At 70.5% G+C, this 21,690-nt stretch carries 22 protein-coding genes and 3 pseudogenes; 12 read left to right on the top strand and 13 right to left on the bottom strand.

Going from position 1 to position 21,690, the window contains the following annotated elements:
• Positions 1 to 13 precede the first annotated feature (13 nt).
• Complete coding sequence (locus ACN28I_RS43450) at positions 14 to 661, bottom strand: hypothetical protein (RefSeq protein ID WP_420947748.1); 648 nt, start codon at positions 659 to 661, stop codon at positions 14 to 16.
• A gap of 192 nt (positions 662 to 853) precedes the next feature.
• Between ACN28I_RS43450 and ACN28I_RS43445 the strand changes: the two genes are divergently transcribed.
• Both ACN28I_RS43445 and ACN28I_RS43440 read left to right on the top strand, forming a co-directional pair.
• Entirely contained in the window at positions 854 to 1,621 is a 768-nt protein-coding gene (locus ACN28I_RS43445) for a thioesterase II family protein (protein WP_420947747.1), read from the top strand.
• A gap of 81 nt (positions 1,622 to 1,702) precedes the next feature.
• Entirely contained in the window at positions 1,703 to 2,683 is a 981-nt protein-coding gene (locus ACN28I_RS43440; RefSeq protein ID WP_420947746.1) for a hypothetical protein, read from the top strand.
• 66 nt (positions 2,684 to 2,749) lie between these two features.
• On the opposite strand, the gene ACN28I_RS43435 is transcribed toward ACN28I_RS43440, so the two are convergent.
• Positions 2,750 to 4,972, bottom strand: a complete 2,223-nt coding sequence (locus tag ACN28I_RS43435) for a M4 family metallopeptidase (RefSeq protein ID WP_420947745.1) — start codon at positions 4,970 to 4,972, stop codon at positions 2,750 to 2,752.
• A gap of 196 nt (positions 4,973 to 5,168) precedes the next feature.
• Here ACN28I_RS43435 and ACN28I_RS43430 point away from each other — a divergent pair.
• Positions 5,169 to 5,270, top strand: a pseudogene (locus ACN28I_RS43430) (hypothetical protein); the annotation flags it as partial.
• A gap of 127 nt (positions 5,271 to 5,397) precedes the next feature.
• Positions 5,398 to 6,462, top strand: coding sequence for an ATP-binding protein (locus ACN28I_RS43425; RefSeq protein ID WP_420948918.1), 1,065 nt, complete (start codon positions 5,398 to 5,400; stop codon positions 6,460 to 6,462).
• Here ACN28I_RS43425 and ACN28I_RS43420 read toward each other — a convergent pair.
• The 7 genes and pseudogenes from ACN28I_RS43420 to ACN28I_RS43390 all read right to left on the bottom strand — a co-directional run bounded on the left by ACN28I_RS43420 (position 6,447) and on the right by ACN28I_RS43390 (position 10,980).
• Positions 6,447 to 7,340 carry an alpha-ketoglutarate-dependent dioxygenase AlkB gene (locus ACN28I_RS43420; protein ID WP_420947744.1) on the bottom strand — a complete coding sequence of 298 codons (894 nt, stop codon included), beginning with the start codon at positions 7,338 to 7,340 and terminating at the stop codon, positions 6,447 to 6,449. The genes ACN28I_RS43425 and ACN28I_RS43420 overlap by 16 nt on opposite strands.
• 78 nt (positions 7,341 to 7,418) lie before the next feature.
• Entirely contained in the window at positions 7,419 to 7,982 is a 564-nt protein-coding gene (locus tag ACN28I_RS43415; RefSeq protein WP_420947743.1) for a hypothetical protein, read from the bottom strand.
• Positions 7,942 to 9,252 carry a caspase family protein gene (locus ACN28I_RS43410; protein ID WP_420947742.1) on the bottom strand — a complete coding sequence of 437 codons (1,311 nt, stop codon included), beginning with the start codon at positions 9,250 to 9,252 and terminating at the stop codon, positions 7,942 to 7,944. Before ACN28I_RS43410 ends, ACN28I_RS43415 begins: the two co-directional genes overlap by 41 nt.
• Positions 9,249 to 9,968, bottom strand: coding sequence for a hypothetical protein (locus tag ACN28I_RS43405; RefSeq protein WP_420948917.1), 720 nt, complete (start codon positions 9,966 to 9,968; stop codon positions 9,249 to 9,251). Before ACN28I_RS43405 ends, ACN28I_RS43410 begins: the two co-directional genes overlap by 4 nt.
• Positions 9,965 to 10,102 carry a sigma factor-like helix-turn-helix DNA-binding protein gene (locus ACN28I_RS43400; RefSeq protein WP_420948916.1) on the bottom strand — a complete coding sequence of 46 codons (138 nt, stop codon included), beginning with the start codon at positions 10,100 to 10,102 and terminating at the stop codon, positions 9,965 to 9,967. The genes ACN28I_RS43405 and ACN28I_RS43400 overlap by 4 nt, the downstream gene beginning before the upstream one ends.
• Positions 10,103 to 10,293: 191 nt before the next feature.
• Positions 10,294 to 10,488 (bottom strand): annotated as a pseudogene (locus ACN28I_RS43395) (sigma factor); the annotation flags it as partial.
• A gap of 78 nt (positions 10,489 to 10,566) precedes the next feature.
• Positions 10,567 to 10,980 (bottom strand): YbaN family protein, encoded by a 414-nt coding sequence (locus tag ACN28I_RS43390; RefSeq protein ID WP_420947741.1) that lies wholly within the window; start codon positions 10,978 to 10,980, stop codon positions 10,567 to 10,569.
• A gap of 81 nt (positions 10,981 to 11,061) precedes the next feature.
• On the opposite strand from ACN28I_RS43390, the gene ACN28I_RS43385 reads away from it, so the two are divergent.
• A complete protein-coding gene (locus ACN28I_RS43385) occupies positions 11,062 to 11,823 on the top strand; it encodes an MBL fold metallo-hydrolase (protein WP_420947740.1) in 762 nt (253 codons plus the stop codon).
• A gap of 9 nt (positions 11,824 to 11,832) precedes the next feature.
• Positions 11,833 to 12,897 (top strand): hypothetical protein, encoded by a 1,065-nt coding sequence (locus ACN28I_RS43380; RefSeq protein ID WP_420947739.1) that lies wholly within the window; start codon positions 11,833 to 11,835, stop codon positions 12,895 to 12,897.
• An 82-nt stretch (positions 12,898 to 12,979) separates the two neighbouring features.
• Here the strand turns inward: ACN28I_RS43380 and ACN28I_RS43375 are convergent, their stop codons facing one another.
• The gene (locus tag ACN28I_RS43375; RefSeq protein ID WP_420947738.1) at positions 12,980 to 13,897 is read right to left on the bottom strand and encodes a fatty acid desaturase; all 918 of its coding nucleotides are present in this window, start codon (positions 13,895 to 13,897) and stop codon (positions 12,980 to 12,982) included.
• Between the two features lie 128 nt (positions 13,898 to 14,025).
• Between ACN28I_RS43375 and ACN28I_RS43370 the strand changes: the two genes are divergently transcribed.
• The 4 genes and pseudogenes from ACN28I_RS43370 to ACN28I_RS43355 all read left to right on the top strand — a co-directional run bounded on the left by ACN28I_RS43370 (position 14,026) and on the right by ACN28I_RS43355 (position 16,691).
• The gene (locus ACN28I_RS43370; protein ID WP_420947737.1) at positions 14,026 to 14,433 is read left to right on the top strand and encodes a hypothetical protein; all 408 of its coding nucleotides are present in this window, start codon (positions 14,026 to 14,028) and stop codon (positions 14,431 to 14,433) included.
• Positions 14,434 to 14,521: 88 nt separating this feature from the next.
• A pseudogene (locus ACN28I_RS43365) lies at positions 14,522 to 14,824 on the top strand (2-oxoglutarate and iron-dependent oxygenase domain-containing protein); the annotation flags it as partial.
• 82 nt (positions 14,825 to 14,906) lie between these two features.
• Positions 14,907 to 15,635: a hypothetical protein gene (locus ACN28I_RS43360; protein WP_420948915.1), complete on the top strand. Its 729-nt coding sequence runs from the start codon at positions 14,907 to 14,909 to the stop codon at positions 15,633 to 15,635.
• 3 nt (positions 15,636 to 15,638) lie between these two features.
• The gene (locus ACN28I_RS43355; RefSeq protein ID WP_420947736.1) at positions 15,639 to 16,691 is read left to right on the top strand and encodes a hypothetical protein; all 1,053 of its coding nucleotides are present in this window, start codon (positions 15,639 to 15,641) and stop codon (positions 16,689 to 16,691) included.
• Between the two features lie 5 nt (positions 16,692 to 16,696).
• Here ACN28I_RS43355 and ACN28I_RS43350 read toward each other — a convergent pair whose 3' ends face one another.
• Positions 16,697 to 17,131 (bottom strand): hypothetical protein, encoded by a 435-nt coding sequence (locus ACN28I_RS43350; protein ID WP_420947735.1) that lies wholly within the window; start codon positions 17,129 to 17,131, stop codon positions 16,697 to 16,699.
• Positions 17,131 to 17,910, bottom strand: a complete 780-nt coding sequence (locus ACN28I_RS43345) for a hypothetical protein (RefSeq protein WP_420947734.1) — start codon at positions 17,908 to 17,910, stop codon at positions 17,131 to 17,133. Before ACN28I_RS43345 ends, ACN28I_RS43350 begins: the two co-directional genes overlap by 1 nt.
• A 179-nt stretch (positions 17,911 to 18,089) precedes the next feature.
• On the opposite strand from ACN28I_RS43345, the gene ACN28I_RS43340 reads away from it, so the two are divergent.
• Positions 18,090 to 19,109, top strand: a complete 1,020-nt coding sequence (locus ACN28I_RS43340) for a hypothetical protein (RefSeq protein ID WP_420947733.1) — start codon at positions 18,090 to 18,092, stop codon at positions 19,107 to 19,109.
• A 347-nt stretch (positions 19,110 to 19,456) separates the two neighbouring features.
• Complete coding sequence (locus ACN28I_RS43335; RefSeq protein ID WP_420947732.1) at positions 19,457 to 20,344, top strand: BMP family lipoprotein; 888 nt, start codon at positions 19,457 to 19,459, stop codon at positions 20,342 to 20,344.
• A gap of 37 nt (positions 20,345 to 20,381) precedes the next feature.
• Here the strand turns inward: ACN28I_RS43335 and ACN28I_RS43330 are convergent, their stop codons facing one another.
• Positions 20,382 to 21,623 carry an MFS transporter gene (locus ACN28I_RS43330; protein WP_420947731.1) on the bottom strand — a complete coding sequence of 414 codons (1,242 nt, stop codon included), beginning with the start codon at positions 21,621 to 21,623 and terminating at the stop codon, positions 20,382 to 20,384.
• Between the last annotated feature and the right edge of the window lie 67 nt (positions 21,624 to 21,690).

Here is a 21,690-nt window from a genome sequence, read left to right as displayed (position 1 = left end):
GGCGCCACCGTGCTCAGTCCCCCGCGACGGCGAACAGCCAGTCCCCGTTCTCGCTGATGCCGGTGCGCAGGCCCAGGTAGCCTTCTTCCAGGTTCCGCCACTGGGCGAGTTGCTCGGGAGGATAGAACCCTTCGAGGGCCTTCCAGTCCTCCGCCTTCGCGCCCATGCGGAACACGGACGGCCAGACGTAGAGCGTGCCGTCCTTGGCGTACGGAAGGTTGAGCAGCCGGACCAACCGCCCGAGCACGGCATCGCCCTCGCGCTCCCGCTCGCGCCAATAGGCCGCTGGATCCTCTCCGGGTCCGAAGCTGAAGTTGAACTCCTCGCCCTTCTCGCGGGCGAGCACGGCCAGCGCCGCGTAGTCACACGCCACCGCCGCGGCGACGATGCGGCGGCGCATGGAATCCACCACGGCGGGCAATGGCGGTTGGGCCGGTACCGGCTCGGGGCTCAGCGTGCTCGCCGAGCAACGGGCCGCTCCGGCATCCTCCCTGCTGGGGCCCGGGGTGCCCGCATCCATCGGAGCCTCCCTCGCGGAGGCAACACCGGCGTCCTGGACCACGGGAGCGGGCGGAGCCGCGGGCGCGGAGGGCACGTTCGGGGAGGATCGGTTGCAGGCGGCCAGGAGGAGCGCGCACAGCGCGGTCAGGAGCCGATTCATGGGTGCGGCGCCTCGAAGCCGGGCTGGGAATACCTTGCACTCCGGGTCTTTCCTCTCTTTGTCGAGGATCTGTTCGATTTTCATGATGTTGCCCCCCTCGCATCGTGCGAAGGCGCGCCGCCGTATCACATGATGAAGGTATCTGGGGGGTTGACGTGGCCCGCCCACCCTTCGCAGCATGAACGTCCCTCCATGCTCGTCCCTCCCGTCTACCGCCGATGGGTCACCTGCCCCGAGCCGCGCCCCCAGGCGAAGCTGCGGCTGTTCTGCTTCCACTTCGCTGGAGGTGACGCCTCCGTCTTCCGGTTGTGGGCCAGGCAGCTCCCCGCCTCCATCGAGGTCTGCCCCATCGAGCTGCCGGGCCGCGCCACCCGCCGGACCGAGCCCCCCATCACCCGCTTCCCCGAGCTGCTCGACAAGCTGGCGGGCATGATGCTGCCCTTCGTCAAGCAGATGCCCTTCGCCTTCTTCGGGCACAGCTTCGGCGGCGTCACCGCCTTCGAGCTGGCGCGCTGGTTGCGCCGCCAGGGGGGACCGCTCCCGGCCCACCTCTTCCTCTCGGCCTCCCCGGCGATGCACATCCGGCAGGGCCCTCCGGCGCGCCTCAGCCACCTGCCGGACAAGGAGTTCCTCAAGGAGGTGGCCACCCGGTTCGGCACGCCCCTGGAGGTGCTCTACAGCGAGGACTTCCGGCTCGGCGTGCTGCCCGCGCTGCGCACGGACGCGCTCGTCGGCGAGAGCTACCAGTACGCGCCCGAGCCTCCGCTGGACGTGCCCATCTCCTCCTTCGGCGCCTGGCAGGATCCCGAGGTCAGCCACGAGGAGGCCAACTCCTGGCGCCTGCAGACCACCGCGCGCTTCCAGTTGCGCATGTTCCAGGGCAGCCACCTGTTCCTCTCGACCGAGCGGCCCCGCATCTACAAGGCCATGCTCGAGGACCTGGCGCCGCAATTTCAGTGACGGGGCCGGTGTTTCCCGGCATCTACCGCCCGCGCCGAGCCTCTCCGGCCACCGGGCAGGCGGCCTCCGAGGAACTCGCACGTGCTCATCCGGTATTCCGAGTGGAAGAAGCCCACCGACGCGGCCTACGCCTTCCAGCTCCGCGCGGCGGGCTCCGGGCAGGCGGGCGGCTTCTCCCCGGCGGTCCCCGGTACCGGCCTTCCCCGTGACATCCGGGAGATCGCCCGCGAGGTCCTCGTGGACGGCGAGGCGGAGCGCTTCGAGCGCCAGGTGCACCGGTGGCAGGGCCCCGAGGACGTGGCCGGCGACGCGGGCGAGAAGCCGTACGTGGGCCAGCAGCTCACCTTCGAGGAGTCCGCGTGGCGCGACTCGCTGACGATGCGGGACGTCGACTCCGTGCTGCGCGGCAACGTCCGGGTGATGCGGAGCCCCGGCGGCCAGGCCGACTACGTGCTGCGCGATCACCACATGCTCGACGTGGCCCTGTACCACTACCGGACGACGGGCGAGCTGCCCCGGGCCCTCTTCCACGCGGACCGGCACTCCGACTGGTGCAAGGACAGCTACCTGGAGGCGCGCGTGCCGCCGCAGGCCGCCACGTGGTGGAAGCTCTTCGAGGGCCTCAAGCGGCCCGAGGGCTCGGCGCCCGTGCTCACCGAGGAGGACATCTTCTTCACCACCGCCAAGGCCGAGCCGACGGCCAAAATGACGGGCCGGGACGTGGGCTTCTCCACGCTCGTCCCCTGGTTCGTGGACACCTCGGCGCTGCACTGGCGGCAGGTGCTCGAGCGGCCCGGTGTCGTCCAGGCGGATTGGGTGTCGCTGGACCTGGACTACTTCCAGCCCGCGCCGCAGCTCCGGCTGAGCGGCGGCCTGATGAGGGACTCGCGCTTCCACGGGATGATGGAGCGGGCCCGGGTGCGCGTCTTCGTGCTCTCGCCCCAGTTCACCAACGGCGGCGACAAGGTGGACCCCTGGGAGATCCAGGGCAGCGTCCACTCGTCGCTCCGGCTGTTGAATCTGTTGCGCCGGTTGCCCGGCAACGTGCGGCGCGTCCCCTGAAAATGGGACGGGCGGCCCCCTCGTGGAGAGAGCCGCCCGCCTGTCCATCCCTACCGTCCGCCGGGACTACGGCCTGGTGTAGTGGATGGTCAGGTTGTAGCTCGCGGTGCCCGAGCCGGCGCCGCGGACCATGATGTACGCGTTGCTCTGGCCCGCCGGCACCGTCACCGTGCACGTCTCGGAGGCGGTGGACGTGTTGGAGCGGCAGTCATAGAGCGAGGTGGTGGGCGCCGAACCGAAGCGCACATACAGGTCCGGGTTGCGCGTGCCCGTCATGGTCACCTTGAAGGTGGTGCCGGCCAGCACGTTGTACGGGCCGAAGTTGTCGCTCGCGTTCTTGCTCACGCTGTCGCTGAGCGTCTCGGTCACCGGCGTGCCCGTGCCGCCACCGCCGTCACTGCCACCACCGTACGTGCCCTTGAGGGTGACGCCGGAATAGCTGGAGTAGGCGTTGAGCATCACGTACCAGGTGCCCGCGGCCGGGTTGGTGAAGGGGCAGTTCTCCGCGTTGCCGCTCGCATACGGACGGCAGTCGTAGGTGCTGGAGCTGGGGACGGCGCCGTAGCGCACGTACAGGTCCGCGTCACCCGTGCCGCCGCTGATGGCGAACGCCAGGCTCGTCTGGCCCGCGGGCACCTCGAGCGCGTAGTACTTCTTGCTGCCGGAGCTGCCCGAGAGGCTGCTCACCGGCACGCCGTTGGACAGCGGGTTGACCACCGGCGGCGGAGGCGGCACGCCCACGGCCTTCCAGGCCTCGTTCACCGCCAGGGCCTCGGCCGAGCCCGCGCCGTAGAGCGCCTCGGCGGCCTGGAGGGTGTACGTCTTGGCCTGCTCGAAGGTGGTGCTCGCGGTGAAGAGGTCCGTGTTGGCCTTGTAGAAGATGCGGCCGGCCTTCTCCGGGCCGATGGCCGGCACCACGTTGGCCGACTTGCCGCGCGGGTGCACGCCGCCCTTGGAGAGCAGCGAGAACACCAGGTTGCTGATGCCCGAGCTGTAGTGCACGTCCACGCCCGAGGAGTAGTCGCCGTAGAAGTCGAGCGACACGCCATCCTTCACCGGGTCATCCATGTAGCGGAGGGCGTCGTTCGCCGTGCCCGGCGTCCAGATGTCCTCGCCGATCATGAAGACGTCCGCGTCCACGGCCCAGCCGCGGTTCCAGCTCTCGCACACGCCGGCGAAGATGTCGGACATGGACTCGTTGAGGCCGCCGGACTCACCCGAGTAGATGAGATCCGACTCGGTGTCCGTCACGGCATGGGTCAGCTCGTGGACGGTGACGTCCAGGTCCTTGCCCAGCTCGATGGAGTCCGAGTTGTTGCCGTCGCCGTACACCATCTGGGTGCCGTCCCAGTAGGCGTTGACGTAGTTGCTGCCGTAGTGGACGGTGCTGATGAGCGTGGCGCCCGCGTTGTCGTACGAGTCGCGGCCGAAGAGCGTCTGGTAGCAGTTGTAGGTGACGCCCAGCATGTCGTAGTTGGTGTCGACATGGGCGTCGCCGATGGCCGCCTGGCCCTCGCTGCGCTTGAGCGTGCCCGGCGTGCTCGTGCCGTTGTTGGCCGAGTACACCTTGCGGTTGATGGCCGTGTGGATGAGCGGGTTGACCAGCAGGAGGCCGCCGCGCTGCGCGTCCACGTAGACCATGTCATCGGCGGGCATGCCGTCGCGCTCGCCCTTCACGCGCACCTCGTAGGCCAGCCGCGGCTCGTTGCTGCCCTCGGAGCGCAGGTAGACCAGCTTCGCCTCGCCCTCGGAGGCGGCGCCCCGCGCGGAGGAGCCCTCCACGGCGGCCTTCAGCGCGGCCTCGGGGGCCACCTTCGCGGCGGCCGACACGAGCGAGCCATCCCTGGCCGAGCCGTTGGCCGCGTAGACATTGCCCGCCTCGTCCACGTGCACGACGAGCTCGCCGCCCACCACGCGCAGGCCGTTCTTCGTCTGCTGGAAGCGCAGGTGCTGGTGGCCCTGCGCGTCCACGGTGGCGCGCCGGAGCACCAGATCCTGCGCGTCGAGCCGGAACACCGGCGCCACGAGGCTCAGCGCCTCGCGCACGTCCGGCTGCGAGCGCAGCGCGCCCTGCGCCTGGGCCGCGCGGCCGAACTGGCCCCGCACGGCGTAGGGCACGCCCTCGTCGCTGCCCAGCACCTGGGCGCCCTTGATGCGGGCCAGCGCGGACTGGATGTCGGCGTCATCGCCGCCCTGCACGAGCGCCTCGCCCTCCTGCATCGAACCGCACGCCGCCAGGCTCGCGCCCAGCCACGCGGCACAGAACGTCCTCAGGTACCGGTTGCTCACGAAGAACTCCTCTGAAGTAGAGGCACCTTTCTTGACATACCCGTTGGTTGCGCTTCAAGGCGCTGTGATGATTTTCAGGATTTTTACTGATTGAGTTGTGTGAACGCGGACGAGAGGCCACTTGGTTGTTCATCGCTGAAGTGGCACGGTGCGCGGTTTTTCTTTTTCCGAGAAAAGAGAGGCCTCCGGCTCCGCCATGAAGCTCACGAAGCTCCACATCCATGGGTATCGGGACGTCGCGCCCGGCACCGAGCTCGTGTTCAGTCCGGCGCTCAACCTGGTGCTCGGAGAGAACGGCACCGGCAGGACGACGCTGCTGGACCTGCTCTCCCGCGTGCTCGCCGCGGACTTCTCCGGGCTCATCCGTGAGGAGTTCTCGCTGGAGTACACCCTCACCTTCCCCGGCATGGAGGCTCCACATCTCCGTGCGCAACACGCGGGCCTCCGGCGCCTCGCGGCCCTCCTCGCGCGAGGACCTGGCGCTCCTGCTGCCGCGTCCCCCGGAGGCCACCCCGGAGTTCGAGCCCTTCATGGAGCTGGTGCTCGAGCTGGATGCCCCCGGTCCCCGGCTGGTGATGCGCTCCGACGCCACCGGCGTGTCCTGGGAGGTGGACGGGCAGCCCGCCTATTCGCAGAACATGTACTGGTCGCTGTTGGACCGGACCGTCTGGGTGGTGCTCTTCATGACGGCCCAGCGGCTGGAGCCCGAGGTCCGCGAGCCGCTCAAGGAGCTGCTGCGCCGCACCTTCCTGCTCGCCCCCGCGCGCTTCGACGAGGCGCTCGGGACGTTCCAGCAGATTGGCAATACCCAGTATGGAATGGAGATGAGGGGCGACGAGGTCTTCCCCCTCGGGCTGATGTGGCTGCCCGCGTGGATGCCCGGGCTGCTCCGCGAGCGGGTGGCGCGCGAGATGCCCCGGCCGGGCGGCTTCCTCGACATCCGCCATGACGAGGTGGAGCGGAGCTTCCTGGCGAAGTTCGTCACCCTGGCCGGGTTCAGCTCGGGGCTCTTCCGCGTGGAGCTGCTGGACAAGCGCAGCTACGAGGGTGGCGGGCGCCTGGAGTTCGGCCGCTTCGGCTTCCACTTCACCCGGCGCGACGGCTCGGTGCTGACGCAGGAGCACCTCGGCCACGGGCAGAAGCGGCTGCTGTCGTTCCTGTACTACCTGGACGTCAACGAGGACTTCGTCATCGCCGACGAGCTGGCCAACAGCCTGCACCCGCGCCACGTCGAGGCCTGCATGAGGGAGCTGGGCCGCCGGCAGTCCTTCGTCACCAGCCAGAACCCGCTCCTCTTCGAGCACGTGCCGCTCGGCTCCGCCGAGGAGGTCCGCGCCTCGCTCATCCACTGCGGGACGGAGCCGCGCGAGGGCCGCGAGTGGAAGGTGTGCGCCAACCCGCCGCCGGAGACGGCCGCGAAACTCTTCGGCGCGTACCAGCGGGGAGACACCCCGCTCGCGGCGCTGTTACGGGCTCACGGGGTGTGGTGAGGCCCGGGCGTCTTCCGCTCGCGCGCGAGCTCGGCCCGGAAGAAGGCGCTGTGACTGGCGAGCGTCTCCATGTAGGGCCGCACGTCCTCACGGGCCTCGGGTGAGAGCAGCGCGTAGGGCGTCACGTGTTGGTCCGGCACGTAGCGGAAGGTGAGGTTGATGCGCCGGGTCTTGAAGTCCGGCATCTCGGGCGCGAGCTCGTGGCCGGCGCGCGTGTCCACCCGTTGCACCCGGTGGAACGTCTCCTCCTTCCAGCGCGCTCCCCCGAAGAGCTGGAGCGCCCCATCGTCGAGCCACTGCTCGAGCACCACCTCGTCGCGCTCGCCCGGGCGGGAGGAGGTGACGAATTGGATGAGCGCGCGCTCGCCGAAGGACAGCGAGGCCACCGGCCCCGGCTCGAAGTCCTTGTGCTCGCCCACCCGCGCGGTGTCCACCCAGCGCCCGTCCTCGAGGCGGCTGCCGTAGAAGTTCACCAGGCAGGTGTTGAGGTGCCAGCCGGACGGCATGTCCGGGCCCCGGAACATGCGGCGCGCCAGTTGCTCCACCTTGTCCACCTGGCGCTGGAGCACCGGCGGGAAGGGCTCGGCCTTGACGCAGCGGTCCTTCACGCCCTTGGGCGGCCGGTAGTAGTCGAGGCAGGCGAACTGCCAGTTGCCCAGCCAGTACACCGGCCGCAACAGCCGCCGCTGCTGCTGCCCCGGCGGAGGCGGGAAATGCTTGGAGTAGCGCTGCTCCCACAGGGGGTGGAGGGCGCCGAGCCAGGAGAGGATCTCCGTGCGGTCCGCCGCCGAGAGGAAGCTCGCGTTGTAGTGGTGGCCCGGGGTGCGCTGGCGGGCCTTGTGGGCCAACGAACGGCCGTAACGGGGAGGAGGCGCCATGGGAGTCTCTCCCCTACCACACCGCGGCGGTCCCGCGGATTCCCGGTGCGCCGGGAGCCTCCCCGGCCGGGCGGAGGCTCAGAAGGTGGCGAGCACGCCGGCACTGAGATGGGTGGACATGCTCTGGCTGCCGCGGCTTCTCAGTGTGAAGGCCAGGAAAGCGTTGCCTGTCAGGCTCCAGACCTCGTTGAGGTGGACGGACAGGAGCGGGAGCGAGGACCCCGAAGCACCGCCGATGCGCATCCCCACATAGGGCTCATCCACCACCTCCACGATGCTGCCATCCGGGAGGCGCACGGTGGGCTCCGCGAAGCTGGTCGTGGCCTCGAGGCCGATTCCCAGCGTCACCACCTCCCCCAGCGTCACGGAGTAGCCGGCGCCCACCGACGGCGCCCACCAGCGCCGCACCGGGATCCCCTCAGGCGAGAACCTGGGAGCGAGGACGGGGGCCGAGGCCGATGCCACCACATGAACACTGCTGGAACCCGACAACCACCACCGCGTCCGCAGGCCCACCGCCAGCCCCATGTAGTCGGGCCACTTCCCGGGCGGCGCGGCGACCGTCACGCTCGTGTAGGGCACCCACTCGGAGCGGCCCGCCTCACCCAGGCGATAGGAGAACGTCGGCGAGGGAATCCCCACGTACACCCTCCGAGGGGAGTTGAGCTTCACGGAGGGCAGTCCGCTCACGGCCAGCTCCAGCCGGTCGGTCAGCCCCACGCGGTAACCGGCCCCCAGGTTGGGATTGTTGGCGTAGACGATGGACTGCGGGACCTGGAGCTCTCCATACCCCCCCGACACCGACAGGTGCACCGCGTGGGTGCCGGCCGGAAGCGTGGTGAGGGTGGCGGCCAGCGGCTTCGCGTAGCGCTTGGCGGCGAGCCCCGGCGCGCCCACCAGCTCCAGGTTCTCCTCGTGCACCGTCACCGTCTTGCCGGCCTCCACCTGGAGCTTCCCGGGCGAACGTCCCCTGCGGCGTCCTGCGGCGCACCAGGTACGGCCCCACGGGCAGCGCCATGCGCAGGGCGCGCCGGCCCTCGGGAACCTCCAGCACCACCAACCCCGAGTGGAGCTGGATGACCTGCAAGGGGCCCAGCTCCTGCCGCACCTCGAGCGTGCTGCTCGCACTGGCCAGCCGGGTGAGGGGCAGGTCCTGCCGCCCGCGCAGCCGCAGGTCGAAGCTGGGGTGCTGCACCGCATCACCGTGCAGCGAGGTGTCGCGGATGGTGAGGCGCTGGGCATAGGCGAAGGCCTCGCCCACCGTCACCTGTCCGTCGTCGCCCTCGTCCGCCGCGCCGCGCAGGCCCGCCACCAGGTGGTGGGTGAAGAAGGAGCCTCGGAGCGCATCCGTCTCGTGCGAGGCCTCCTGTCCCGTGCTGGAGGCGAGCAGCACCGAGCCTTCGCTGGACAGCGCCAGTGGCATCTCCACCGCGAAGGGCGCCGCCGGGGTGAGCCCCTTGGCCCGCGTCCAGCTCCCGCCCTGGCAGGCGTCGAGGATGCCCACGCGCACCGCGGCCCGCTCGTCCTCCAGCCGCGCCCGGAGCGCCTTCAGCTCCAGCGGCTGGCCATTGGGATAGAGCGCCCGCTCGTCCGAGTGGCCCGAGTAGTAGAAGAGCAGCAGTCCCTCCCGGCCCTCCTTCCCGAGCCGCTCCAGCCGCGAGTCCAGCACCGCGAGGACGTGCGAGGGCTCCGGGTCCTCCAGCACCACGACGTCCTCCCGGAGGAACTGTCCGGCCTCGATGAGCACGGAGGCCAGGTTGTGCGCGTCCTGGTGCGCGTACCGCAGGGGCGTGCGTCCGGGAGCGGCGCGGTTGGAGCCCACCACCACCGCCAGGCGCTTCGCGCGCAAGGAGCCGGTGTCGGGCGGGGCGGCGGTGAGGGCAACGAGCGTCAGGGCGAGGAGTGCGTTCATGGCGAAACCGGCTCGGAAGAAGGCTTGGAGAGGGTGAGCGGGAGGACCCACAGCGCCTCGGTGCGCGAGGGTTGCTCGTGGAGCGAGGCCAGGGAGCTGGCGGGGACGGGCGCGTGGCTGAGGACGACGAGGAGCCGCTCGGGCTGCTCCCCGGGCTCCACCCGCCAGCTCGTGGGCAGGAGGGTCTCGCCCCGCTCGGGCACCGGGCCCTCATGGAGCACCTGCCAGGATCCCACCTGCCAGGAGCCCACCTGCCAGGAATCACCATCGGCCGCGGCCACGGTGAGCCAGCGGAAGCCCTCGGGCATCACCTTGAGGCGCAGCAGGTCTCCCTCGGCCACCGGAGCCTCGCCGTCCCACAGGCGCACCGCGTCCCCGGTCTTCACGTAGAGGGCCACCGCCGGGCTGCCCTTGCTGCGCAGACCCGCCCTCGGGGCCGGGAGCGTCTCCATGCCACGAGGCACCCAGAGCACCAGCGCGAGCCCCGCCGCGAGCGCCGCGACGCCCCAGGGCGCCAGCCGGGCCAGGAACGAGGGAGCACGGGGCGGCTCATGGGCGAGCGCCACGGCCCATGACGGCACGGGCGGAGGCCGTCCGAGGGCATCGACATGCCCGGCACAGCGAGGACAGGAGGCCAGGTGGGCCCTCACCTCCTCCGGCATGTCCCCGAGCGCGGCGCGATCCAACGCCAGGAAGGACGGGTGGACGGTGCTCATCGTTCCTCCTCGCGCCAGGGCCCCAGCCGCGCCTCGAGGCGGGTGAGGATGCGGCGCACGGTGCGATCCGACAGGCTGGTGACTTCGCCGATTTCGGGCTGGGTGAGGCCGTCCAGCCGGTGCAGCAGCGCCACCTCGAGCGCTCCTCGGCGGGCAGGCTGGAGGCGAGCGACTGGAGGCGCTGACGCACCTGCAGCACGGACTCGATGCTGGGGGCGGGGTGGGCGGTGGTGTCCTGGAGCGCGGCGGACATCTCCGCCGGCTGGCGGCGCTGGCGGACCCGGAGCCTGTCGATGAGCAGGCGCGTGCTCACCCGGTAGAGCCAGGGCACCACCTCGCCCACGGGGCGCCGGGCCATGCCGGAGCGCCACAGACGGATGAAGGTCTCCTGGGCCACCTCCTCCGCCTCCGCCGCGTCGCCGAGGGCCCGGGCGCACTTGTGCTGGAGCAGGGGGAAGTATTGGCGGTACGCGGCCGTGACGGTGGCCGACGCCCCCCCCTCACGTGGCTGCGCGCTCATGGCGGGAAGGAGGAGGCATGAGGTGTCCTGGAGCATTCACCCGTACAACGAAATGCCCCGGAAAAAGCGGACACGGCCTCACGGCCCGGGCGGGCGGCTCGGGCGGGAGAGCACGTACGTCGCGCCCACGAGGATGAGCGCCCCGGCCGCCGCGAGCACGGGCCACTTCACCCGCGCGACGAAGGCCAGGAAGCCGAAGCTGATGGCCATGGCGGAGACCGCGCTCACCTTCACCTTCACCGGCACGGCGCCGTGCTCATTCCACTCCTGGAGCCGGGGCCCGAACCGGGGATGCGTGTACAGCCAGTGGTGGAAGCGGCGGGAGCTGCGCGAGAAGGCCCACAACGCGACGAGCAGGAAGGGCGTCGTCGGCAGCAGCGGCAGGAACGCGCCCAGCACCCCGAGGCCGACACAGACGAACCCGAGTGCCATGAAGGCGAACCGGAAGCGGGAGCGCTCCGCCCCGCCGGTGCCCGGCTGCTCCTGCTCCATGGACGGTTCCCCCGGCATCGCCGTGCCTTATCGCACTCTGGGGTACTGTTCCACCGGCTCCAAGGGCCATTCGAGGTGAAGATGAAGCGCGTGTTGAAGATTGCCGGTCTGGTCCTGCTGCTGCCCATCCTGGGAGTGGTGGCGCTGTTCGTGAGCATGTTCGCCGGCAACCCGGAGATCCCCGATGGCCAGGAGCTGGAGGGCTTCGCCCGGGTGGTGAAGGACGGCTACGTCAGCCTGGACGTGCTCGACGCCGGAGAGGGCGCGGTGGTGCTCATCGACTCGGGCACGGATGCCGAGGGGAAGATCCTCCTGGCGGAGCTGAAGCGCCGCGGCCTCGGGCCCGACGCGGTGAAGGCCATCCTCCTCACCCACGGGCACGCGGACCACGTCGCCGGGTGCCACCTCTTCCCGAAGGCCGAGGTGATGGCGCTCGAAGCGGATGTGCCCATCGCCGAGGGAAAGGCGCGCAGTGACAGCCCCATCCTCCGGCACCTGCCGCCCTCCGACCGGAAGGTGCGCGTCACCCGGGCGCTGAAGGACGGCGAGACGCTCCAGGTGGGCACCCTGGCCATCCGCGTGTTCTCCATCCCCGGCCACACCCGGGGCAGCGCCGCGTACCTCGTCAACGGGGTGCTCTTCCTGGGGGACAGCGCGGACGCGACGAAGGACGGCAAGCTCGTGGGCGCCAAGTGGCCCGTCACCGAGAGCACGGAGCAGAACCGCGCGTCCCTGAAGGCGCTGGCGGCGAAGCTGAAACCCGAGGAGGTGAAGCAGCTCGTCTTCTCGCACACCGGGGTGCTGCCCGGGTACGCACCGCTCCGCGACTTCGCGGCGAACTGAGAGGAACACGTGAAGACACTCCAACACCTCCTGATCGCCTCGCTCCTGGCCGTGCCCGTGGCTCACGCACAGGAGGAACGCCCTGCCCGGACGGAGAAGACGACACCGGCGCTCGCCGTGACCGATGCCACCCTCTCGCTGCTCGAACCCGCCAGTGACGGTTGCCAGTGGGCGCAGATGGACCCCGTCACCTCGGCGCGCCGGGTCATCGCGAAGCTCGCGGTGGAATGCCAGGGCGCGAGCACCGCGCTGAGCCGCGATGGCAAGCAGGGCGCGGCGCGGTTCTGGCGCGGCGGAGTCAGCCAACCCGTGGTGGGCAGACCCACGTTCCCGGAGAAGTTCCCCTCCCCCGCGTTCCGCGACCGCCTGTTCCTCGTGGACCTGACCACGGGCGGTGCCGAGGAGTTGCCGTTGCCCGGCTCGGGGAAGCTCATCGAGTTCGGCTTCGATGCCAAGGGCCGGCTGCTCGGGCTCACCATCCAGAAGCCCACCCCGGAGCAGGAGCGAGCGGGCGCGGTGGAGGTGGACGGAAACACGATCCGGTTCGGTCTCAATGGCACCACGAGACGCGCGCTGTTGGCCCACGCCTTCGTCTGGCGGGACGGAGCGTGGACGCGGCTGGATGCGAAGGCGAGCACCGAGTCCTCTGGGACCGGCGTCCTGCCGATCCGCAAGGAATTGGGTGAACGGTCGAGCCGAGTGCTGGATCCACGCTTCACGCCCAAGGAGATCGAGGACGACGCGCTGCTGGACCAACTGTATGCGTTCACCCCCGAGCAGCCCGAGGGCGAGTGGGCCGCGCTGGAGCGTGGCGGTTACACCCTGGCGGTCTGGGGCACGCCTTTTGGAGAGGAATTGCTGGCGACCGGCCTGCTGCGGAGGGTGGACAAGGGGAAGGCGGTCGCGCTCCCCGGCCACACGTACCGCGAGAACGACCTGGTCAGCATTCAAGCCCGAGGGCAATTCCTGCTCATCTCGCTCGCCGACTCGGGTGGGCATCCGCGCCTGTACCGGGGGAAGAAGCTCGTCTGGAGTTCGGAGAACGCGCGGGCGGTGACGTTCTGGCCGAAGTAACCGGGTTCCGCATGCGCCCTCTCCCTCTGGGAGAGGGCGGGGGGTGAGGGTTGTCACACTGTGAGGAGGGAAGACCCTCACCCTAACCCTCTCCCAGAGGGAGAGGGGACATACACGGGACCTCAGTGGAAAGCGGCCGGGCGTGGTGGGCGCGCGAGTGCTCACCCGGCTCGATGATGTCGGTGGCCAGCCCCAGTGCGCGCAGCAGCGCGAGGAATCCCCACCCCAGGTCCAGCTCCCACCAGCGGATTCCCAACCGGGCCGAGCGCGGGAAGGTGTGGTGGTTGTTGTGCCAGCCCTCGCCCATGCTCAACGCGCCGAGCAGCAAGCTGTTGAAGCCTTGCACCGCCGCGCCCTCGTTGTGCCAGCCGCGGTAACCCTGCCGGTGCGCCACGTAGCCCACGAACCAGTGGCCCGTGGTGCTGACCGCCACGCGCACGAAGATGCCCCACACCAGCCAGGGCAGCCCGCCCACCGCCAGGAACAGCACCGCCCAGGGCAACTGCTGCCACATCCAGGTGCGCTGGAGGAAACCATAGAAGGCATCCGCCTCCACCCGCGCATCCAGCCTGGGCTCGAAAGGCTGGGCGAACTCGAAGCGGCAGTGCAGGTTCCAGAAGTAATCGCGCCAGGCGGGCTGCCGGTGCGCGAAGTAGTCATGGCACCAGGGCTCGTTCTGCTGGAAGTCACGCGTGTTGTGCATGCGCACCAGGGCCCGCGGCCCGTCCAGGCCCACCAGCACGCCCAGGTAGGTGAGCAGGTACTCCAGCCACCTGGGCACCCGGTAGGCGCGGTGGATGAGGCCCCGGTGGATGCCCACCGAGTGCCCCGCGCACAGCGTCAACGCCGTGCTCCCCGCGAAGAGCACGAAGGCCGAGGGGGTGAAGGTAGGCACCGCCCCTACCACCGCCACCAGCGCCACGAGCCCGAACCAGAGCGACTTCCCCGCGTTCCACCGCACCCGCCCGTCACCCGGGCGCACCGTATTTCCACCAGCCATGACCACCTCCACCCGGGAGTACCGGAAGAAGTGGCGGCGGTTGCGGGAGGCTCGGAAATCCGTCCCAGGCTCCGCTCGTGGCCTCGGCCACGGCTCGTGGCTACATCAACCTGGAGGAAGGTGCGGACATGCGCGAGAGCATCCTGGCAGCCGCGGTCGCGGCGATGACATGGGGAGCGGCGGCAGCCAACGCCCAGCAGCCCATGGCGGGCAGCTATCAACTCCAACAGCCGATGGCGGGCAGCTACCAACTGCAGCAACCCATGGCGGGCAGCTACCAGCTCCAGCAGCCCATGGTGGGCAGCTACCAACTGCAGCAACCGATGGCTGGCAGCTACTACCTCCAGCAGCCGCTCACGGAGAGCTACGGCCTCCAGCAGGTGCCCCCGGGCGGCTACTTCCTCCAGCAGCCCATCCCGGGGGGCTACTACGTCCAGCCAGTCCCGCCCGGCGGCTACTTCCTCCTGCCAGAAGACCCCGGCCTGGAGCCCGAGGACCCCGGCCTGGAGTCCTGGCCCTGGCCCCAGGAGCCCTGACAGGCGGGGCTCTACGGCCGGGCAGCGGAGCCACTCCACTGCGAGCGTATTCCGCTGAGAGGCGAGGCGCGATACACCTGGGGTCGCCATGGCAGAGACCCCGATGAACATCCCCACCGTCGACCTCACCGATCTCTCGTCGAAGGACCCCGCCCGCGTCGAGCGTGCCGCGGCGGCCATCCGGGAGGCCTTTGGCGTCTTCGGCCTCGTCTACGTGAAGAACCACGGGATCGACGCCCAGGCGCTCGAGCGGTACTACGACGCGTTCCGCACGTTCGTCTCCTGGCCCACCGAGGCCAAGCGGCCCTACGGCCGCGCGGACATCTGGTACCAGCGCGGCTGGACACCTCCGAACACCGAGGTCGCCGTCGCGGGCAACGGCCAGCCCGACTTCAAGGAGTGCTACTTCGCGGCGCCCTACCCCTCCGACGAGAAGCTCGGCGCTCGAGTTCCCGCAGATCTACCCCGAGAACGTGTGGCCCTCCGATGCGCCGCCGTTCTTCCAGGAGGGCCTGCTCTCGCTCGGCCGGTCGCTCCACGAGGCGGGGCTCGGGCTCCTGCGGGGCGCGGCGGTGGCGCTCGGACTGCCGGAGACGGTCTTCGCGGACCTCTGCCAGCGCGGCCCTCACGTCACGCGCGCGCTGCAGTACCTGCCGCTCACCGCCTCCCAGGTGAACACCGGCATCGTCTGGGGCGAGGAGCACACCGACTTCAACCTGCTCACGCTGCTGCCCGGGGGCCGGTTCCTCGACCCCCAGGGACAGCCCGCGAAGAGCCCCGATGACAAGAGCGGGCTCTACCTCCGCACGCGCCCGACGCCCGAGGAGCCCAAGGGGCGGATGGTGCGCGGGACCGCGCCGGCCGGCTGCATCGTCGCGCAGGTGGGCCAGCAACTGGAGATCCTCACGGGAGGCACGTTCCTCGCGACGCCGCACGTCATCACCGCGCCCGGCGTGCCGGGCTGGCAGCGTCAGTCGGCCGCCCACTTCATGCACGTGCACACCAACACGGTGCTCTTCCCGCTGTCGAAGTTCCGCACCCCCGACGCCGTGCGGAACTACGCGCCCCCGGTGCTCGCGGGCACCTACGACATCAAGACCCTGGTGGACATCGGCCTGGCCCCCGCGAGCGCGCTCGACCAGCTCGGCTACCGCCACTACGACCGGCTCAACCAGATGCGCGCGGGGGGCGCGAAGTCCTAGCCCGTGCGCGCCCACGCGTCCATCGACACGGCGTGGTCGTTGCTGCGCGAGGCGCTCTCGACGCCAGCCTCTCCTGACACGAAGGCGAGGCTCGAGGCGCTCGACGAACAACTGGCCGCGTTCGTCCGCGCCTCCCCTGGCGCGCTCGAATCCGTGATGCTCGCGGGGGTGGACGAGCTCGCCTCCTCCTGGAAGCGGCTCCTCCCGTGGGCCCGGCTTGACGGCGAAAGCTCGAGGCTGGCGGTCCTCCTCACGCGGACGCCTCCTGGCATCGAGACGCGGGACATCCTCCTTCCCAGCGGGCCCACGCTGGAGCGGACGCTCCAGGTCATGGAGCCCCTGGCCATGCTGCGGGTGTTCGCGGCCGCACGCCGGAAGCACCCGCGGATCCTCTCGGAGTACTGCTGGAGGCAGGCCTTCGACCTGGCCGCTTTCTTCGTCCAGCGCGCGGAACCGGACGCGCTCGACCGTGTCCCCCGGTTGCTCCCCGATGAGCGGGACTTCCTGCGCTCACTGGCGACGGGGGAGCCCCTGGCGGACATCCTCCCGGACAACGTGCACGACATGACCCCGGAGGAGATCGCCTCGGCGCTCGCCCGTTACCGGAGCGTCACGGTGGAGGAACTCGAGGCCTCCCTGCGCCCTGGACGCCTTTCGGAATCGGGGTTCCTCGCGCCCGGGGAGCGGCTGGGCGAGGTCATCCTGCGGGATGCCCGGACACTGCACCGGCTCGGGGTACGGCGGCACGAGCTCGCCAGGAAGCTCGAGCGCATCCACCAGGAGAGCCTCGAGGGAACCCTCGGTCCCCCCTGGCGCTACGACTCGACCGCCTATCTGGGCCACCAAGAGGATCCCTTCCACACGCTCGACGTGTACGAGATCCGTCAGCAGGGCGCCCATGATTTCGAGCTCTTCCACACCGGGCTCGGACCCGAAACGGTCCTGCGCTCCGGGGATCTGCTCTTCACGCTGATCCGGCGGGCGTGCTTCTTCGAAGGCGCCGTGCAGCACCGGATCGATCCCGAGAAGGCCGTGCGAGTGCTCGGCCTCGGGTGAGCTCGTCAACGGCCGATCTTCACTTCCTTGGCGTGGATCTCATCCGCTTCGATCCAATCCGTTTTGATCTCCTTGGCGTAGATGATCTCCGCGGAGACCTCCGAGGTGTGCACCTCACCGCGGCCCCAGTCTCCCTTGCCACCCTTCCCGCCCTTCCCTCCCTTGCCGCCCTCGCCGGTGTAGATGCGGCCCACGCGGCCATCTCGCGCCTTGACCTCCTTGGCGTAGATGATCCGCGCGTAGACGCGCTCGGCCTTGATCTCCTTGGCGCGCAGCACGTCCTGAGGGGGAGGCGGCTGCGGGGACGGATGCGGCTCGCCCGGAGGCGGCGGGTACGGATACTCGCCCCGAGGCGGCCGTCGCGGCCAGTCGTCGTGGAGGTGGATGCGGCACCCAGAGACCACCAGGGCCATCACCATCAGCAATGCATGCGCTCGCATCAGGGAATCCCCACGTTGTCGACCAGCACCGCGTTGGAGCTGGGCACCGAGGCCTGACCGGCCGTGAAGCGGTTGCGCAGCAGCGACACGCCGTTGCCGGTGATGGTGGCACTCGCGATGTCCGAGAAGGACACCGACAGGTTGTTGGCGTTGCTCGTCAGGCGGCCGTTGATCTTGACGCCCCGAATCCGGTTGCCGCCGCCGAGCACCGTCACGTTGCCCTCGATGGTGGAGAGCGGCCCGTCCTCGGGAGACCAGGCGCCGAAGATGAGCACCCCCGCGGCGCGCAGCTCGAGGTTGCCCGGGTACGTGCCCGGGGCCAGCACGATGATGGTGTTGTCGCTGGCGGCCGCCTGGGCGATGTCGTCTCCCCGCTCCACCTCGACCACCGTGCCGCCGATGGGGTAGCGCACCGGAGGGATGATCTGCTGCACCCTTCCATCCCGGTACGCCACCACCACGTCATACAGCTCCTTCTCCTGCACCACCTGGAAGGAGGACGTGCCGGGGTTGAAGTCGAGAGTCACCGTCCCCGTCGGCAGCTCCTCCACCAGCGCCAGCCCCGTCGAATCCGTCTCGACCGGCGCGAGGTCCGCGGCCCTGAACGACACCCCCGAGCGCGCGGAGCCCGGCACCACCGACGTGGTGGAACCCTGGTTGATGACCGGGTTGACCACCACCACCGCGCTCGTCACCTCACCGAAGCGGCCCGCGATCGGGGTGCGCTCTCCGCACCCCGCCAACACCATGACCACCACTGCTCCCAAGACTCGTCGCATGTGACACCTCCGCGAATGGACCCGTCCGCGGGGGACATGGCCACGGGTGCGCATTCCTCGGCAAGCGTTCCGTGATCGGTGAGCAGCCAACCTTCATATTTCCGGCGGCTGTAGAGGGTCCTCCGCGCCGCGGAACCGGTGCGGTGGGACCCTGGTACCGGAAGGGATACACTCCGCGCGTGAACGCCGTGGAGACCCTGCTCGCACCCGCCGATGCCCTGCGCACGAGGCTGTACCGGCTCGTGGCCCCGTGGGCCGGGCCGCTCTTCGCGGACCGGGACCGGCGCGTGGCGTGGATCGGCGTGGGCAGCGTGGGGCTCTCCTTCCTGCTCACCCTCACCGTGCCGCTCTGGACGCTGGCGCTCGGCCCCGTGCTGCTCGGAGTCCCGCACCTCGTCTCGGACGTGCGGTACCTCGTCGTGCGCCCCGGGCTGCTCCAGCGCGGCGGCTTCGCCCTGCTGTGCGGCGTGCCCGTCCTCGCCACCTGCTTCGGCGCCGGGCCCGAGGTGGGCCTGCTCGCGATGGTCCCCGCCATCCTGGGGGCCCACGGGCCCGCGTGGCGCAAGGGGCTGCTGCTCACCGTGTGGGCCGCGCTCACCGCGTTCGCCGTGGGCTCGCCCCTGGGCATTCGGCTCGCCCTGCTCCATGGGCACAACGTGATGGCGGTGGCGCTCTGGTGGTGGGCCTGGCGCCGGACCCACGCACGCGCCTGGGGTGTGCCACTCCTCGCCACGGTGGGGACGGTGGCCCTGTTGCTCGGCGTGGCCGAGCCCGTCCTCACGGCGCTCGGCACGTGGACGGCCCCGGCGACGGGCACCACGTTCGAGGCCTTCATGTGGGCCCTGGCTCCGTTGGAGGAGCAACCGGTGCTGGCGGCGCGGCAGGTGCTGGTCTTCGCGTTCCTCCAGTCGGTGCACTACAGCGTGTGGTTGCGCCTCATCCCCGAGGACGACCGGCCCCGCGCGGCCCCCCGCTCCTGGCGGGCGACGTGGCGGGCCCTGGTGGAGGACTTCGGAGCCCCGCCGCTCGCGCTCATGCTGCTGCTCGCGCTCAGCGTGGCCGCCTATGGAGCGTGGGACCTGACGGAGGCCCGGCTGAGCTATCTCCAGCTCGCCATGTTCCACGGCTTCCTCGAGCTCGCCGTCGCGGCGCTCTGGCTCGTCGAGGGCCGGGGGCCACGCGCCCCAACGCAGCCGTGATAGGACTTGGGCCATGCGCCTGCGCCACCTCGCCCTGCTCCTCGCCCTGCCCTTTCTGCCGGCCTGCAAGAGCCAGAAGGAGGCCCCTGCCGCCGCTCCCGCGAAGCCCGCCGCTCCGGAGGCCGCGGCCGTCCCTCCCGCCACCCAGAAGAGCAGGATTGGCCTCGTGCTGGGACTCGGGGGACGGGGGGACCAATCCTTCAATGACTCGGCGCTGCGCGGCCTGGAGGTCTGGGCCTCGGGCGTGAAGTACGAGCAGGGAGGCTACAAGGACGTGGCCCCCGAGGAAGCTCGAGTCCTCGCTCCAGCTCTCGCTCGGACAGGACCGGGCCCGGCGCAACCTCCAGGTGGCGCCGCTCGGCATCACCCCGATCGTCCTCCAGAGCCGGGTGGCCGAGGACTACGAGCCCAACCTGCAACTGCTGGTGGAGGAGCAGGGCGTGTCGCTCGCGCTCGGAGTGGGCTTCATGCTGGAGAACGCGGTGGAGGCGGCGGCGAAGCGCAACCCGGACAAGCACTTCCTCCTGGTGGACAGCCCGCTGCTGTCCGCGCAGGGCGAGCCGTACACGCTGCCCAACGTGCGCACCGTCGTCTTCCGCGAGGAGGAGGGCTGCTACCTGGTGGGCGCGCTGGCCGGGCTCACGACGAAGACGGGCAGGGTGGGCTTCGTGGGCGGCATGGAGATTCCCCTGGTGAAGCGCTTCGAGGCCGGCTTCCGCGCGGGCGTGGCGGCCACCAACCCCAAGGCCACCGTGGTGTCCACCTATACGGGAGGCTTCACCCACTTCGCGCTCGGCAAGCAGGTGGGGCAGGACCTGCTCACCAAGGGCTCGGACGTCCTCTTCGCCGCCGCGGGCGTGGACGGACTGGGCGCCATCCAGGCGGTGAAGGAGGCGCGCGACGAGGGCAAGGCCGTCTACGTCATCGGCGTGGACTCGGACCCGTCGCACCTGGCGCCCAAGGCGGTGCTGTCCGCGGTGGTGAAGCGCGTGGACCTGGTGGTGTACGAGGCCGTGAAGGATCAGGTGCAGGGCCGCTTCCAGGGCGGCAACCTGTCGCTGGGCCTGCAGGAGGGCGGCATCACCTACGCGCCGGTGCGGCTGGACTTCCCCGGCAAGGACGCCGCCCTGGCCCGGATGGAGGAGCTGAAGGCGAAGATCATCTCCGGGGAGATCAAGGTGCCCACGCACCCGGATCAGCTCCGGCCCGCCAACCTGGCCAACGGCAAGCCCTGACCGCGCCGGGGCGTGAGCCCCTGGGTGAGGGGGTCATTCAGGACGGAGCGGGAGCCCGGCGGCGCGGCGCCGTGCGCCAGGTGACCCAGGCTCCGAGGGCACTCAGGACCGCGCCGCAGAGGATGGTGATTCCCGCCCAGGCCGGGCTTCGGTCGCCGCCGATCGCCCAGGCGTAGAGGGACGTGAAGACGAGCGGGGCGATGACGCTCGTCGCGCTCGCGATCGAGGAGGCGACACCTTGCAGGCGCCCCTGCTCGTCAGCGCCCACGGCCTGCGACATCAGGGTTTGCAGCGCCGGCCGGTCGATGGTGCCCAGGACGGCGACGAGGGCGCCTGGCCAGAACAGGACGGCCGTGGGCGCGAGCCCCATCGCCAGCATGCCGAAGCCTTGGATGGTGGCGCCCACGATGAGGGCCCGGCGCTCTCCCAGGCGGCGGGCGACGGCGCTGGCAACGAAGGCCTGGACGAGGATTCCGAGCGCCGCCACCACGGCCACGAAGACGCCGAACTGCATCGTGCTCCAGCCGTAGCGATGGGCGGTGTAGAGCACGACCATGTTGTCGCTGCTCTGGAAGGAGAGCCACGAGAGGAGCAGCACGACCGCCAGAGGGCGAAGGGCGGGCTGGGTTCCAAGCAGCCGGAACGCCTCCCAGAGCCCGGCCCGCGGCTCCTGAGGCGACGTGCGATGTGCGCGGGCCAGCGGCTCGGGCATGAGGCCCACCACGTAGAGCGCGCCCACGGCGGCGACGACAGCGCCGACATAGAAGGGCGAGCGAAGGTCGGCCTCCGCCAGCCAGCCGCCGAGCAGGGGGCCCACGACGATGCCAGCGTAGAGGGCGCCGTTGACGAAGCCGTAGGCGCGGGCGCGCTCGTCCGGCGGTGCGGTGTCGGCCACGCCCGCCATGACCGCCGCCTGGGCGCCGAAGGTGAGGCCGCACACGAGCCGCCCCGCGAGCAGCCAGCCGAGGTTCTGCGCCAGGGCATCGAGGAGGAGTTCGAGCCCGATGCCCCCCATCGACAGGAGCATGAGCGGCCGGCGGCCGAACCGGTCGGACAAGGCGCCCAGGAGCGGGGCCATGACGATCTGGGGCAGCGCCCAGGCCACCTCCAGCCAGCCGACCCAGAGGGCGGTCATGCCGGGATTGCCCTCGAGGAATGAGCTCACGAGGCGCGGAAGCACCGGGAAGCTCACCGATTGCGCCAGGCCATCCAGGAAGATCAGCAGGGACAGGCGCGCGACCATGCCGCGCGCGGAGGGCGTGTAGAGACGGGAATTCATCGGCAATTCGATCGCAATGGGCCGCGTGCGGCGGCCGCTTCAGGAGATCGGAGCAAGTCCGGAGGGA

It is taken from the genome of Archangium gephyra, assembly GCF_049060025.1.
GTDB lineage: Bacteria > Myxococcota > Myxococcia > Myxococcales > Myxococcaceae > Archangium > Archangium gephyra_A.
This window is presented reverse-complemented; position numbering and strand designations above follow the sequence as displayed.